Below are 14187 nucleotides of genomic sequence, written 5' to 3'. Positions count from 1 at the left end.
CAGCGTCATTTCCCCGGCTCCGCCGCACCGTCATTTCCCCGGCTCCGCCGCACCGTCATTTCCCCGGCTCCGCCTCGCCGCCATTTCCCCGGGCTCCGCCTCGCCGCCAGGGCCCCGGCGGCGATCGTGAGCACCGCCACCACGGCGAGATAACCGCGGTCCAGCGGGCCGTCCGCGCCGGCCAGGCCGACGACGGTGTGCCCGGCGAGTGCCCCGGTGCACGCCGCCACGACGTGCCGGCGCGTCCAGCCGCCGGCCGCCGCCCAGCGGCGCAAGGCGACGAGCGTCACGACCGCCACCGCGGCCGCCCCGGCCATCGGCAGCAGCGCCCAGGCGCCGTGGGTAAACAGCGGCTGCCGCGCCCCCGCGAACGGCCGGATCGCGCCGAGGAAGACCAGCGCCGCCACCGCCGTGAGCGCGCCCAGGACGGCGGGCCGGGGCGGCATGGCGGGGCGCGCCGGGCGGACGCGAACCCGCAGGGCGAGCACCACCAGGACGGCGATCGCGGCGGCGACACCCAGGACGGCGCTCAGCGGCATGGTGTACCCGGGATCCTCGCCCGGCGGCACGGCGACCCGCAGCAGCGCGGCGCCGAGCAGGGTGACGACCCCGGCCGCGACGACGCCGCCGCGGCGCAGGTACGGCGCCGTGCCGTGCCGGGCGAAGCACAGCTCGGTGAGCGCGATCGGCACCGCGATGCTGAAGACGGCGTGGTAGACGAGGTTCAGCTCCGTGTAGGCGGTGTTGACGCCGAACAGCCGCGGCGCCCAGCCGGCGGCGTGGTACAGGTTGGGGCTGGTCAGGCTCTGCAGGGCCAGCCCCTCCTCCAGCAGGCCGTAGGCGACGCCCATGAGCAGCAGGTTCGGGTAGCCGCCGCCGGTGCGGCGGACCACCTCGCGCACGAACAGCGCGCCGCCGCTGTAGACCGGGGCGAAGACCAGCCAGGCCCAGGCCAGCCGCAGCGGCACCGTGCCCAGCGTGACCTCGGCGACGACCGGCGCGAGGACGGCCAGCAGCAGCGCGGCGCGGCGGTCGCGCGGTCGCGGGTCGGGCACCGGCGGGAACGCGGCGCGGACCACGGGCCGGTTGACGGCGACGACGAGCGCGCCGAGGACGGCCAGCTGGGCACCCTGGACCAGGCGCAGCCACCACGGGTACTCGCCCGACACGAACAGCCAGCCCGTGGCGGCGAGGCCCAGGACCGACACGACGCGGACCCGGCGGTAGGCGCGGTACGCACCGGCCAGCAGCCGGCGGGCGACCCAGCAGTACAGCCCGGCGACGACGAGGACCGGGATCGGCCGCGTCCACAGCGTGCGGGCGAGCGCGTCCGGGTCGGCGTCCGGATGGTGGTCGCGCTGGAACGCCAGGACGTCGCCGTGGAAGAGCAGGGTCAGCGCCGCGACGGCCGTGCCGAGCGCGAGACCGGCGACGAGCAGACCGACGACGACGCGGACGGCCCGGCGTTGCTGCGGTGTCATCATGGCACCGACGCTAGGAACGCGGCGGCGCGCGCACCTCCGGCCGCGGACGGGTCCCGCGGCTACGACTTCAGTATGACGGCCGGGGCCGGACCAGACCGAGGTCGTAGGCGAGCACCACGGCCTGGACCCGGTCACGGACGCCGAGCTTGCGCAGGATCGACGACACGTGGGTCTTGACCGTCGCCTCGGTCACGACCAGCCGCTCGGCGATCTCGGCGTTGGCGGCGCCGCGGGCGAGCAGCATCAGCACCTCCCGCTCCCGCTCGGTGAGCTGCTCCAGAGCGCCGTGGGCAGCCGGCGGCGTCACGTCGGTGGCCGCGAACCGGTCCAGCAGCCGCCTGGTCGCGCTCGGCGCCAGCAGGGCGTCGCCGCGGGCCACGACCCGGATCGCCTCGACGAGGTCGGCCGGGCGGACGTCCTTGAGCAGGAACCCGCTGGCGCCGGCCCGCAGCGCCGCGTACAGCGCCTCGTCGAGGTCGTACGTGGTGAGGATGATGACCCGTGGGGCGCCGGGCCGGCCGGTCAGCCGCTCGGTGGCCGCGACGCCGTCGAGGCCGGGCATCCGCACGTCCATGAGGACCACGTCGGGCCGGGCCTGCTCGACCAGCCGGATCGCGTGCGCGCCGTCGGTGGCCTCGCCGACCACCTCGAGGTCGTCACGGGCCTCGATGATCATCCGGAAGCCGGAGCGCACGAGCGCCTGGTCGTCGGCGATCAGCACCTTGATCGTCATGTCGTCACCTCCGCCGCGCCGCGCCCGCCGCCCTGACCGCCAATCGTGCCGCATCGTCCGCCGCCGCGCTCACCGCGACCGGTCTCCCGTCCGCCGCCGCGCTCAACAGGACCGGTCACTCGTGGGCCGCCGCGCTCACCGCGACCGGTCTCCCGTCGGCCGCCGCGCTCAACAGGACTGGTCTCCCGTCGGCCGCCGCGCTCAACGGGGCTGGTCTCCCGTCGGCCGCCGCGCTCAACGGGGCTGGTCTCTCGTGGGCAGGCGCGCGGAGACCTCGAACCCGCCGCCGGGCGCCGGACCTGCCCGCAGCGTGCCGCCGAGCAGGGCGGCGCGCTCCCGCATGCCGGGGATGCCCTGTCCGGTGCCGGTGCCGGAGCCGCCGCGCCCGTCGTCGCGGACCTCGACGGACACCTCGGCAGGTCCGCCGCGGATCACCACCTCGGCCCTGCCCGCGCCGGCGTGCCGGAGCGCGTTGGTGAGGGCCTCCTGGACGATCCGGTACGCCGACAGCTGCACGGCCGGCGGCACGTCCACAACGGTGGTGCCCTCCCGGCGCACCGTCACGGGCAGCCCGGCCGCGCTCACCGTCCCGGCGAGCCGCTCCACGTCGTCGAGGCCCGGCTGCGGCGCCGGCGTCGCGTCGTCCTCGTCGTCGGCGCGTACGGTGTGCAGGAACCAGCGCAGCTCGGCGAGGGCCTGCCGGCCGGCCTGCTCGGTGCGCCGCATCGCCTCACGGGCCCGCGCCGGGTCGGCGTCGAACACGTCGTCGGCCGCGGCCGCCTGCACCACCATGACCGACACGGTGTGGGAGAGCACGTCGTGCAGCTCACGCGCGATCCGGGCGCGCTCCTCGAGCACGGCCTGCCGCCGCTCGGCGAGCCGCCGCGCGCCGCGGGCCCGCACCAGCGCGCCCCAGCTCCAGGCGAGCACGACGCCGCCGAGCCACAGCCCGGCCATCGTCCAGCGCCCGCGGGCGACGGCCGGCCCGCAGGCGGCGAGCGCCGCGAACCCCAGCCCCCAGAGCGTCTCGGCGGCGGGCCGCAGCCACGCGTACGTGCACACCACGACGAACACGAGGCCCGGCCCCGCGCCCGGATACAGCACCTGCAGCCCGGCGGCGGCCGCGAGCACGACGGCCGTCCCGAGCCGGTGCCGGGCCCCGAGCCACCAGAAACCGGCGGCCTGGGCGAGCACGAGCAGCGCCGCCACAGTGCGCCCGGCGGCCCCGGTCACGACCAGCGGCGCGGGCGTGAGCAGCGGCGCCGACACGACGACGGCACTCACGGCGGCGGCCACCCGCCAGCGCCGCGAGAAGCGCGCCGTGTAGCCGTCCCCCATGCCGCCGTACCCTACCCGCGGCCGCGCGTCGCCGGCACCTCATCCTGAAGTCGTAGACGCAGGACCCGTCTCGCGTTGGATCTGCCCGCTCCCGTGGACGCCTACGGTGGGGTACATGACCGCTCCGAGGCGGCCATGAACAGGGGGAATTCGATGAACACGAACGAGAACGCCTGGAGCGGGACCGTCGCGAAGAAGTCGCGGGCGCTGCTGGACGGCGCCAACCTCTACCGGCGCCTGAAGGTCCGGCTCGACGACGGCACACACCTGGACGTCAAGGTCGACCGGGAGCTGTGGAACCAGCTCCAGGTCGGCGACCGGGTCGTCAAGTCCGCGGGCGGTCAGCCGCACCGAGGCTGACCGGGCCGGGACGGGACCACGGTGACGGTCCCGGGCGGTGCAGCGCGGTGAGCAGTCCGGTGTATCCGGCCGCCGTGCCGATGTCCCGGCGGTGCTCGGGATGCACGAGGTAGTGGTGGACGGCGTGGGCGAGGAACAGCGCGTTGACGGTGTCGGTGTTGACGCGCCGCCGGGTGACGGGCAGGCCGGTGACCCGGACCAGGTCCCGTCTGGCGTACGTGAGCCGCAGGAACCTCGCCGAAGAAGGGATGGCGGGCGGTAGCGACTCGGTCGTGAGCGCGTCCCACGGGACGGTGACGGTGCCGAGCAGGCTGCGGTCCGTGAGGCCGTCCGGCCGCAGCCGCACCCCGACGCCCCGCCCCGCCACCCCGGCGACGACCAGGACGGTCGTCGCGACGAGCACCAGCGCCAGGATGCCGAGCCTCCGGTCCAGGGCCAGCCCCATCAGCTCGAACGACGCCCGGTCAGGGAGCACACCGCTGGAGTTGACCGCGGACATGACCGCGCACGCGCTCAGGAAGGCCAGACCGATGGCGTGGAACACGTGCGCCGGCTGGGGCAGGCTGCGGAACGCCGGCCCGGCGGCGTCGACGGCGAACGCGGCCGGCCGCCACCGGTCCAGCGCGACGAGCCCCAGGCCGATGGACCCGAGGGCGAGCAGAGGCAGCAGGACCGGCATCTCGTATCTGATGACGCTGTCCGGCACCGCCAGCAGGTGCACGGCCAGGAACGCGACCGCGACCGCCATGCCGCCGCCGAGCACCCGGCGCGGATGACGGGCGGTGCCGGCGAGGATCGCGGAGAGCATCCCGGCAGCCTAGGCGGTGCCGGCCACCGTGCGGAACAGCCGTCAGCCGGCCAGGTGGCCCCAGGTGGGTTCGAGCTCGCCCCACGTGCCCTGGGCGGCGGCGGTGCCGTCGAGGAGGACGACGACGCGGTCGGCCTGGGTGAGGGCGGCGCGCTTCGAGGTGGAGCCGATGACCGTGACGCCGTGGTCCCGCAGGGCCCGCCACAGCGCGAGCTCCGTGGTCACGTCCAGGGCCGAGGACACGTCGTCGGCGATGAGCAGCTCGGTGCGCGGGGCGAGGGCGCGGGCCAGGGCGAGGCGCTGGAGCTGGCCGCCGGACAGGCGGGTGCCCTTGTGGCCGATGAGCAGGCCGAGGCCCGCACCCGCGGCGGCCAGGTCGTGGGTGAGCTGGGCGGTGGAGACGGCGTCGTCGGCGTCGACCTCGTGGCCGAGGCTGATGTTGTCGGCGACGGTGCCGGACAGGACGCGCGGGAGCTGCGCGACGTAACCGATCTGGTTGGGGCGCAGGAACATCTCGGGTTCGGTGACGGGTTCGCCGTTCCAGCGCAGGGCACCGGTGTGGTGGACGATGCCGGCGAGGGCGCGCAGCAGCGACGACTTGCCCGAGCCGACGGGGCCGACGACCAGGACCAGCTCGCCGCGGGAGACGGTGAGGTCGAGGTCGCGCACGGCCACGGTGCCGTCCTCGTGCACGGCGGTGAAGCCGGCCAGGTCGAGGCGGCGCAGCGGGCGGCGGGGCGGGGCCACGGGCGCGGGTGCCACGCCTTCGGAGAGGTCGACGCCGGGGACGGCGGCCGCGTATTCCGCCTCGCCGGTCATCGCGACGGTGCGCCGGGTCCAGACGCGGGCCGACGGCAGCTGCGAGACCAGCGAGGCGGTCGTCCACGCGAACCAGCGGGCGGAGCCCAGCGTCGACACGGCGACGAGGGTGGCACCGGCGGAGAGGTTGCCGGTGAGCAGCAGGGCCCAGGCGCCGATCGGCAGCAGGCCGCTGGCGATGGCGGGGGTGGAGCGGGCCCAGACCTGCATCGAGATCTCCCAGCGCTGCCGGGCGCTGCGGATGTCGTCGAGGCGGGCGAGGTGGTCCAGGACGGGGCCGGTGGCGCCGGCGAGCTTGACCGTGCGCGCGGCGGACAGCGACGAGACCAGGGACGTGGCGAACGCGGCCCGGGCGGCCACGGTCTTGGTGGCCGAGCGTTTCAGGACGGGGCCGAAGAGCGTGGCGGCGAGGCCCGAGACCACGATCGTGGCGGCCATGAAGGCGGCCGGGACCAGCGAGCCGGACACCAGCGTCATCGAGACCAGGACGAACGCGCAGATCCACTGGTCGATGAGGTTGTCGGCGAGCACGACCACCCGCTCGGTGTCGCCGCCCTGGGCGACGACCTCGGCGGGCGTGTGCGAGCTGACCCGGCGCGGGCCCGTCTGGCCGTGGACCAGGCGGAGGCTGATGCGCAGCAGCTGCCTGACCCACCACTCGGGGAACCACTTGCCCGTGTAGTACGGCAGCGGCAACGGCAGCAGGAGACCGGCGACGATCCCGGCGGCCGGCCACAGCAGGCCTCCGGAGCCGTCGACGAGGTCGGCCCACAGCCACGGCAGGACCGATCCGTCGAGGCCGAGGAACACCATGACGGAGAACATCGCCACGGCGGCGAGGCCGTAGCGTGGGTCGTTGGTGGCGAGCTTGTAGATGTTCCACAGCGTGCGGGCGCGGGGCAGCCGCGGCAGCGGCGGTGGATCCGTCTTGTCCGACATGGCGGACACGATCGAACCCTCCAGCGGCGAGGGCCGCTCGAGGAGACTGACGCCACCGGCGGGCACCGGCACCCGGATCTCCGACTGCGCGAGCAGCGCCGCGAAACGGGTGGAGGACGACATCGGGCCGGACTCGACGACCGCGCCGTCGGCGAGGACCACGACCTCGTCGCAGCGGCGCACCGACGACAGCCGGTGCGCGACGATGATGCCGATCCGCCCGACGAGGAGCCGGTCGGTGGCCCGCTGCACCTGGGTCTCGGTGACCGGGTCGAGCCGGGCGGTGGCCTCATCGAGGATCACGACCTGCGGGTCGCGCACGACGATGCGGGCGAACGCGACCAGCTGCTCCTGCCCGGCGGACAGCACGTGGCCGCCCTCGCCGAGCCTGGTCTGCATCCCGTCGGGCAGCTCCGCGACCCACGAGGCGAGGCCGAGCTCGTCCAGGGCGGACGCGGCGCGCGGCAGCAGCGCCGGGTCGAACAGGGCGATGTTCTCCGCGAGGGTGCCGGCGAGGATCTCGGTGCGCTGCGGCACGACGGCGATCCAGCGGCGCAACGCCTCCACGTCGAGGTCGAGCAGATCGGCGCCGCCGAGGAACACGGTGCCGCGCGGCAGGTCGACCGCGCGGGTCAGGACCTTCGCGAGGGTCGACTTGCCGGAGCCGGTCCGGCCGACGAGCGCGTAGGAGCGGCCGCGCTCGAAGGTGAGGTTGATGTCGCGCAGGGCGGCCCGGGCCGCGGACTCCTTGGCGTAGCGGAACGTCAGGTCCCGCACGACGAGGTCGCCGGCGGCCGGCGCGCCGCCGCCGGTGGGCTCCTGCGGCGAGTCGCGCAGCAGCTGGACACGGCCCCAGGCGCCGAGCGCGTACTGCAGCTCGGGCACCAACCGGCTGGTGTGCTCGACCGTCGCGCCGAAGCCGAGCGCGAGCAGCCACACGGCCGTGAGCCGGGCGCCGTCGAGGTGGCCGGCGGTCATGGCCCACAGCCCGGCGACGACGATGACGGCGATGCCGGCCCGGACGGTGCCGGCGGCGACCGCGGTGACGGCGCCGGAGCGCGTCCACACCTGCCGGCCGCGCCGCAGCACGACGCTGGCGCGGTGGGCGTACAGCCGCAGCACATACGGACGGGCGAGGCTGGTGCGCACGTCGTCCTGGCCGTGGATGGACTCCTCCATGACCGCGGCGAGGTCGGACCAGGCCTCCTCCTCGCCCATGCGGGCGGTGCCGATCTTCGCAGTCGGCTTGCGCAGCACGGCGACGAGCCCGGCGACGAGCACGATCATGGCGACGCCGGCCGGCCACCAGACATACATGGTGGTGGCGAGCGACAGCGCGCCGAACGCGATCGACTGGGCGATCCGCACGCCGCTGCCGCGCAGCTCGGAGGCGACCTGGTAGACGTCGCCGTCGATGCGGTCGAGCAGCTCGCCGACCGGCGTGGTCTCCAGGGTCGGCAGGTCCTGGCCGAACGCGACCCGGCACAGCCGCCGGCGGACGTCGGCGGACCAGTCGGCGGTCACGCGGGCCATGACGAGCCCGACGACGAGGTCGGTGAGCACGGCGGCGACGAGCGCCGCCGCGAGAATCGTGAACATCGTCCATGATCGATGGATCAGGACGGACCCGGCGACGCCGGCCGCGGCGGCCTGACCGGCGGCGCCGAGGATGACCAGGAACACCACCAGACCGGTGCGGCGCGGCGACGTGGCCCAGAGGTCACGGAGCAGGCGCATGGTGAGATCCCCCCGGATCGTTGTGGCGGCCTCTGCAGACTGCTCCGGGACCCGGGACATTTCAAACCAATTACAGGAGATCAGCAGCCGTCTCGATCGTCGCGGCGCGACCCCGGGCGACCGCCGCGGCGCGCTCGGTGGGCGCCAGCGCAACGGATGCGGCACCGGCGAGCACCGCCACGTGCGGCCGGGTGCGGTCCGGTCCGCCGCGCACCTTCTCCGCCGCCGTGAGCAGCGTCACGGCGGTCGCGGGGTCGCCGTCCAGCAGCATGACCTCGGCCGCGTCCTCGAGCACCGCGCCGGCGACGGGCCCGTCGAACGCGGCGCGGGCATGCTCGAGCGCCGACGCGGCCAAGGTACGGGCGGCGCCCACCCCACCCTCGCGGGCGTGCACCACGGCCAGCCCGCCGTGGACGGCCGCGAGCAGCTGCGGTGACACGCGGTCGCCGCCGAGGACGTCCGCCGCACGGGTGAACCGCGACCGGGCGTCGTCGAGCCGGCCGGCCCGCAACGCCCGGTCGCCGTGCACGTATTCGACGTACGCGATCCCGTCGGGCAGCCCGACCTTCAGCGCCGTGCGCAGCGCGTCGGCCAGCGCCCGCTCCGCCCGGTCGGGGCGGCCGACCAGTTCGTGCAGCTGCGCCAGCCGCACCTCGGCGGCGGAGCGGTCCTCGGCCGTGCCGAGCTGGTCGAACAGGCGCAGGCCCTCCTCGATGTGCTCGATCGCGGCCGTGAAGTCCCCGCGCCGGGCGAGGACCTCCGCCAGGGACTGCAGCGAGGCCGCCATCCCCCACCGCTCCCCGATCGCCCGGAACCCGGCGAGAGCCCGGCCGAAGCGCTCGGCGGCCGCGTCGTACGGGACGCCGATGTTCATCTCGGCGTGACACAGCAGCAGCTCACCGAGGCTCGCCAGCCACGGGTCCGGGTCACGGGCGAGCACCCCGATGCACTCCAGCGTGGCGTCGGTCGCCCCCTCCCGGAACAGCATCGCGACGGCCTGGAACAGCCGGAACATCGAGTGCTCGCCGCGGTACGAGTACGCCTCCTGGAACCAGGCCTCCAGCTGCCCCACCTCGCCGATGCCGTCGAAGCCGTTGACGGCGGCGACCCCGCACGCCATCGCGCGGGCGTCGGGGTCGCAGGGCCCGTCCACGCCGAGCGCGGCGACGGCCAGTGCGGCGCCCTCGACGCGGTGGCCGCGCATCCACCAGTACCAGCCGAGCACCAGCACGAACCGGACGGCCAGGTCGGCGTCCCCGTCGGCCACCGCGCGGCGCAGCGCACCGTGCAGGTTGTCGTGCTCGGCGGACAGCACCGCGAGGGACTCCAGCTGCACCGCGGTGCGCAGCGTCGGCTCCAGCCGCTCGGCGAGGGCGAGGAACCACATCGCGTGCCGCCGGCGCAGCCCGGCGGTCTCGCCCTCCTCGTCGAGGCGCTGCAGCCCGTACGCGCGGATGGTCTCCAGCATCCCGTAGCGCCCGCCGGTCTCTACCAGCAGCGACTTGTCCACGAGCGCGGCGACCAGCTCGACCGGGTCGCCGAGGGTGCCGCCGGGGTCGCAGACGGCCGCCGCGGCCTCGAGGGTCGCCCCGCCGGGGAACACCGCGAGCCGGCGCAGCATCACCCGCTCGGGCCCGGTGAGCAGGTCCCAGCTCCAGTCGACGACGGCCCGCAGCGTCTGGTGCCGCGGCAGCGCCGTGCGGCTCCCCTTGGTCAGCAGCCGGAACCGGTCGTCGAGCCGGTCCGCGACCTGCCCGGCGGTCATCGACCGGCACCTCGCCGCAGCCAGCTCGATCGCGAGCGGCATCCCGTCGAGCGCGCGGCAGATCCTCAGGGCCGACCCGTCGAGGCGGAACCCCGGCCGCACCGCCGCCGCCCGGTCCGCCAGCAGCCGCACCGCGGGCTCCTCCGGCAGCGGCCCGACCGGCAGCAGCACCTCCCCGGTGATCCCCAGCGGCTCCCGGCTGGTGGCGAGGATCCGCAGCCGCGGACACTCCCCGAGCAACCGGTCCGCCAGCCCCGCGGCGGCACCGACGACGTGTTCGCAGTTGTCGAGGATGAGCAGGATCCGCCGGTACGACAACGCCTCGGCGATCCGGTCCAGCGTCGCCGACCCGTCCGTGCCGGGTGTCCGCCGCACCGGTGCGGCCGCTCCGGCCGGGTCCCGCAGCCCGAGTCCGGTCCACACCGCCTGCGCGACGGCCCCGGGATCGGCGACGTTGGCGAGCTCGACCATCCACACCTCGCCGTCCCGTCCACCGGCCTCGCCGGCTCCGGCGCGGCCGGCCTCGGTCGCCAGCCGGGTCTTGCCCGCCCCACCGGGCCCGACCAGCGTCACCAACCGGGCCGCGCCGAGGGCCTCCCGCAGGGCGTGCAGCTCCGCGTCCCGCCCGACGAAGCTGGTCAGGGGCACCCGGAGGTTCCCGCCCGCCCGCGCGGTCAGCGGCGCCCGCGCGCCGTCACCGACCACGGAAAGCGCGGCGCTCGCCCCGGCGGCCGCCGTCGCCGTCACGTCCGGTTCGCCGGACGTCGCCGCTCCCCCACCACCCACGCCCGGCGAAGCCGGCCCTTCATCCACGCCTCGCGACGCAGGCGCTTCCGCTCCCCGGCCTGCACCAGCCGCCCCCGGCGGCGTCGGACCGTCGAACCCTCCACCCGACTTGTTCGGATATGTCAGCGTGTTTCGGAGTACCGCCAGATGCGTCGCGGCCAGTGCGGCGGACGGGTCGGCGCCGAGTTCGGTGGCGAGGAGGTCGCGGCAGCGGGTGTAGGCGAGCAGGGCGTCGGCGGTGCGGCCCTCGGCGTGCAGCGCCCGCATGAGCAGCGCGACGAGCCGCTCCCGCAGCGGATGCGCGGCCACCGCCGCCTCCAGGTCGGCCACCACGCGGACGCCGAGGGCGAGCTCGGCCGCCGTGCGGTCCTCGGTCGCGGCGAGCCGCAGCTCGTCCAGCCTGGCCCGCCGGCCGACGGCGAACGGCGCGTCGCCCGCGTCGGCGAGGGCCTGCCCGCGCCACAGCGCCTCGGCCTCGTGCAGCAGCTTGACTCCCGCGGCGAGGTCCTGCGCCGCCCGGGGCGGGCCGGTGCCCGCGGACCCGTCCGGCTCCAGCAGCGACCGGCCGCGGGTGACCAGGTCGGCGAACAGGAGATGGTCGACGGCGAGGGGGTCGACGTCCAGGAGATACCCGGACGGCCGGGCGGCGAGCGTCCCGCCGGGCAGGACCCGGCGCAGCCGCGACACCAGGGACTGCAGCGCGTTGCCGGCGTCGCCGGGCAGGGCGCCGCCCCAGATGCCGTCGGCGAGGCGGGCGGCGGAGACGGTCCGGCCGGGGTCCAGGGCGAGCAGCGTGACCAGGACACGCAGCCGCGCGCCACCGATCTCGACGGGCGCGCCGGACGTGTCCCGCACCTCGAGCGGCCCCAGCACCCCGATCCGCACGTCCCCGATTGTGCCCCGTCGCGGCGAAGGCGAGGGTTGGAGGCGGCGCCGGTCGCTGGTACGGTGCGCGAGAGAGCGCTCTCCCAACCCCGCCGCATCGACCGCGCCAAATGGGCATGGTCGACGTCCACCCACCATCGGCGCATCGCTGCGCCCTGTGGCAGGACCCTGTCGTGGGTGGCCCCTCCCGCCCGAGGAGATCCGCATGTACGACCCACCGAAAGCACGCCGGCGCTGGGCAGCCGCCGCACTCGCGCTCACCGCCGCCCTCTCGTACACCGGCCTGACCGCGGCAGCGAACGCCCAGGCCGCACCGCAGGTCGCCGCCGCCGTGCCCGCGGCGCCGGCCGGCTTCACCCTCACGTGGAGCGACGACTTCAGCGCCGCGGCCGGCACCGGGATCGACACGGCCGCATGGAAGTACGACACCGGGCCGGGCAGCAGCTTCGGCACCGGCGAGATCGAGACCATGACCAGCAGCACCGCCAACGTGTTCCACGACGGCAACGGGCACCTGGTGCTGCGCGCCCTGCACGCCGGCACCGACCCGCGGGCCGGCTGGACGTCGGGGCGGATCGAGACACAGGCCGCGACCTTCGGCGCCGAGCCCGGCGGCGTCGTGCGGGTGGAGTCGTCGATCCAGCAGCCGAACGTGACGACCGCCAACGGCGCCGGGTACTGGCCGGCGTTCTGGATGCTCGGCTCGACCCTGCGGACCGGCACCAGCTGGCCGACCAGCGGCGAGATCGACATCATGGAGGACATCAACGGGCGCAGCTCGACGTTCGGCACGCTGCACTGCGGGACCAACCCGGGCGGCCCCTGCAACGAGTCGACGGGCCTCGGCAGCGGCGAGCGGCCCTGCCCCGGCTGCCAGACCGGCTACCACACCTATGCGGTGGAGATCGACCGGTCGAAGTCGCCGGAGGAGATCCGCTGGTATCTGGACGGGGCGCTGTACTTCACCCTGCCCGCGACCCGTGTCGACGCCACCACCTGGGCCAACGCGGTGCACCACCCGTTCTTCATCATCTACGACCTGGCGATCGGCGGCGGCTTCCCCGACGCGTTCGGCGGCGGCCCCAACGCCGCCACGGTCTCCGGCGGGCAGCTGAACATCGACTGGGTCGCCGTGTACAACAAGGGACCCGGCGCGCCACCGGCCACGAACATCGCGCAGGGCAGGCCGACCACCGCGTCCTCGTCGGAGGGTGGTGGCGGCGGCTGCCCGTCGTGCGCCACCGACGGCAACCTCGCGACCCGCTGGTCGAGCGCGTTCAGCGACCCGCAGTGGGTGCAGGTCGACCTCGGTCAGCGGTACAACCTGACGAACGTCACGCTCAACTGGGAGACCGCGTACGGCAAGGCGTACAGGATCCAGGTCTCCGACGACCAGCTCACGTGGGTCGACGTCGCCGCCACCACGACCGGCGACGGCGGCGTCGACAGCCTGCAGGTGAACGGCACCGGCCGGTACGTGCGGATGTACGGCACCCAGCGCGGCACCGCCTACGGCTACTCGCTGTGGGAGATGTCGGTCGCCGGTACACCCGCGACGAACACCGGCGGGACGCTGGTCTCACAAGGGAAGCCGACCACCGCGTCGTCGGCCGAGAACGCCGGCACCGGCGCGGCCAACGCCACCGACGGCAGCGGCGGCACCCGCTGGTCGAGCGCGTTCAGCGACCCGCAGTGGCTGCGCGTCGACCTCGGCGCCGTCATGAACGTCAACAAGGTGGTCCTCAACTGGGAGGCCGCCTACGCGAAGGCGTTCCAGGTGCAGACGTCCGCGGACGGCACCACCTGGACGACGGTCTACGCCACGACGACCGGCACCGGCGGCGCGCAGACGCTGAACGTGTCCGGGTCCGGCCGCTACGTGCGGGTGCTCGGCACCCAGCGCGCCACGAACTACGGCTACTCGTTGTGGGAGTTCCAGGTGTACGCCATGACCTGCTGCACCCCGTAGCGGCACCGCGTCGGCCGGCCGGACATCGGGATCCGGCCGGCCGCACGTCGCGGAAGGCGCACTATCACGGGACGTGCCCGGCGCGTGACACGGCAACCGGACCGAACCGGTCCGGGACCCGGTCCGCCACCCGGCGGCAACCGCGGCCCGTCGCGATCACGGTCATGTCGTACCGCGACAGCGCCACCGGCGTCGTCGGTGTCGGCGCGGACCTCCTGGCCCGCGGGCAGAGCGCCAGCCGTCCGGTCCGTCTCGCCGCGGAGACCCAGCCCCTGGCGGACTGCGGCTACTGCACGTTCGCGAACCAGCGCCGGTCCACCCTGGCCGCCCAGCTGTCCACTGTGGACTCCGCGGCCGGGCGGTACAGCACCTTCAGCGGCGTGGCGGTGCACGACTACGACAACTGGACCCGCCTGGCCGCGTGAACCGGCGGGCGGCAGCGGCCTTGACGGTTCACCGTGACCAGCGGGCCTCGGCGGCCTGGGGCGGTTCACCGTGACCAGCGGGCCTCGGCGGCCTGGGGCGGTTCACCGTGACCAGCGGGCCGCGGCGACCTGGGGCGGT

The 14187-nt window shown here is 75.2% G+C and carries 9 protein-coding genes; 3 read left to right on the top strand and 6 right to left on the bottom strand.

The window, feature by feature from the left end:
* Window positions 1-5: 5 nt before the first annotated feature.
* From ACZ6TV_RS26290 to ACZ6TV_RS26280, 3 genes are all read right to left on the bottom strand, one after another.
* On the bottom strand, window positions 6-1484 hold the full coding sequence (locus ACZ6TV_RS26290; RefSeq protein WP_465299921.1) for a hypothetical protein: 1479 nt from the start codon (window positions 1482-1484) through the stop codon (window positions 6-8).
* Between the two features lie 67 nt (window positions 1485-1551).
* The gene (locus ACZ6TV_RS26285; protein ID WP_465299920.1) at window positions 1552-2217 is read right to left on the bottom strand and encodes a response regulator; all 666 of its coding nucleotides are present in this window, start codon (window positions 2215-2217) and stop codon (window positions 1552-1554) included.
* A gap of 234 nt (window positions 2218-2451) precedes the next feature.
* Entirely contained in the window at window positions 2452-3555 is a 1104-nt protein-coding gene (locus ACZ6TV_RS26280) for a sensor histidine kinase (RefSeq protein ID WP_465299919.1), read from the bottom strand.
* Between the two features lie 153 nt (window positions 3556-3708).
* Here ACZ6TV_RS26280 and ACZ6TV_RS26275 point away from each other — a divergent pair, with 153 nt between their 5' ends.
* A complete protein-coding gene (locus ACZ6TV_RS26275; RefSeq protein WP_465299918.1) occupies window positions 3709-3915 on the top strand; it encodes a DUF7489 domain-containing protein in 207 nt (68 codons plus the stop codon).
* Here ACZ6TV_RS26275 and ACZ6TV_RS26270 read toward each other — a convergent pair.
* The 3 genes from ACZ6TV_RS26270 to ACZ6TV_RS26260 all read right to left on the bottom strand — a co-directional run bounded on the left by ACZ6TV_RS26270 (window position 3881) and on the right by ACZ6TV_RS26260 (window position 11654).
* The gene (locus tag ACZ6TV_RS26270) at window positions 3881-4723 is read right to left on the bottom strand and encodes a hypothetical protein (protein ID WP_465299917.1); all 843 of its coding nucleotides are present in this window, start codon (window positions 4721-4723) and stop codon (window positions 3881-3883) included. The genes ACZ6TV_RS26275 and ACZ6TV_RS26270 overlap by 35 nt on opposite strands.
* Window positions 4724-4765: 42 nt before the next feature.
* Window positions 4766-8218, bottom strand: coding sequence for an ATP-binding cassette domain-containing protein (locus ACZ6TV_RS26265; protein ID WP_465299916.1), 3453 nt, complete (start codon window positions 8216-8218; stop codon window positions 4766-4768).
* A gap of 70 nt (window positions 8219-8288) precedes the next feature.
* A complete protein-coding gene (locus tag ACZ6TV_RS26260) occupies window positions 8289-11654 on the bottom strand; it encodes an AfsR/SARP family transcriptional regulator (RefSeq protein WP_465299915.1) in 3366 nt (1121 codons plus the stop codon).
* A gap of 205 nt (window positions 11655-11859) precedes the next feature.
* Between ACZ6TV_RS26260 and ACZ6TV_RS26255 the strand changes: the two genes are divergently transcribed.
* Entirely contained in the window at window positions 11860-13623 is a 1764-nt protein-coding gene (locus tag ACZ6TV_RS26255; RefSeq protein WP_465299914.1) for a discoidin domain-containing protein, read from the top strand.
* 164 nt (window positions 13624-13787) lie between these two features.
* Window positions 13788-14048 (top strand): hypothetical protein, encoded by a 261-nt coding sequence (locus tag ACZ6TV_RS26250; protein ID WP_465299913.1) that lies wholly within the window; start codon window positions 13788-13790, stop codon window positions 14046-14048.
* Window positions 14049-14187 lie beyond the last annotated feature (139 nt).

It is taken from the genome of Dactylosporangium sp. NPDC051087 (assembly GCF_055586325.1).
Note: the sequence above shows the minus strand (reverse complement) of the source record. Positions and strands in the feature narration are given on the sequence as shown.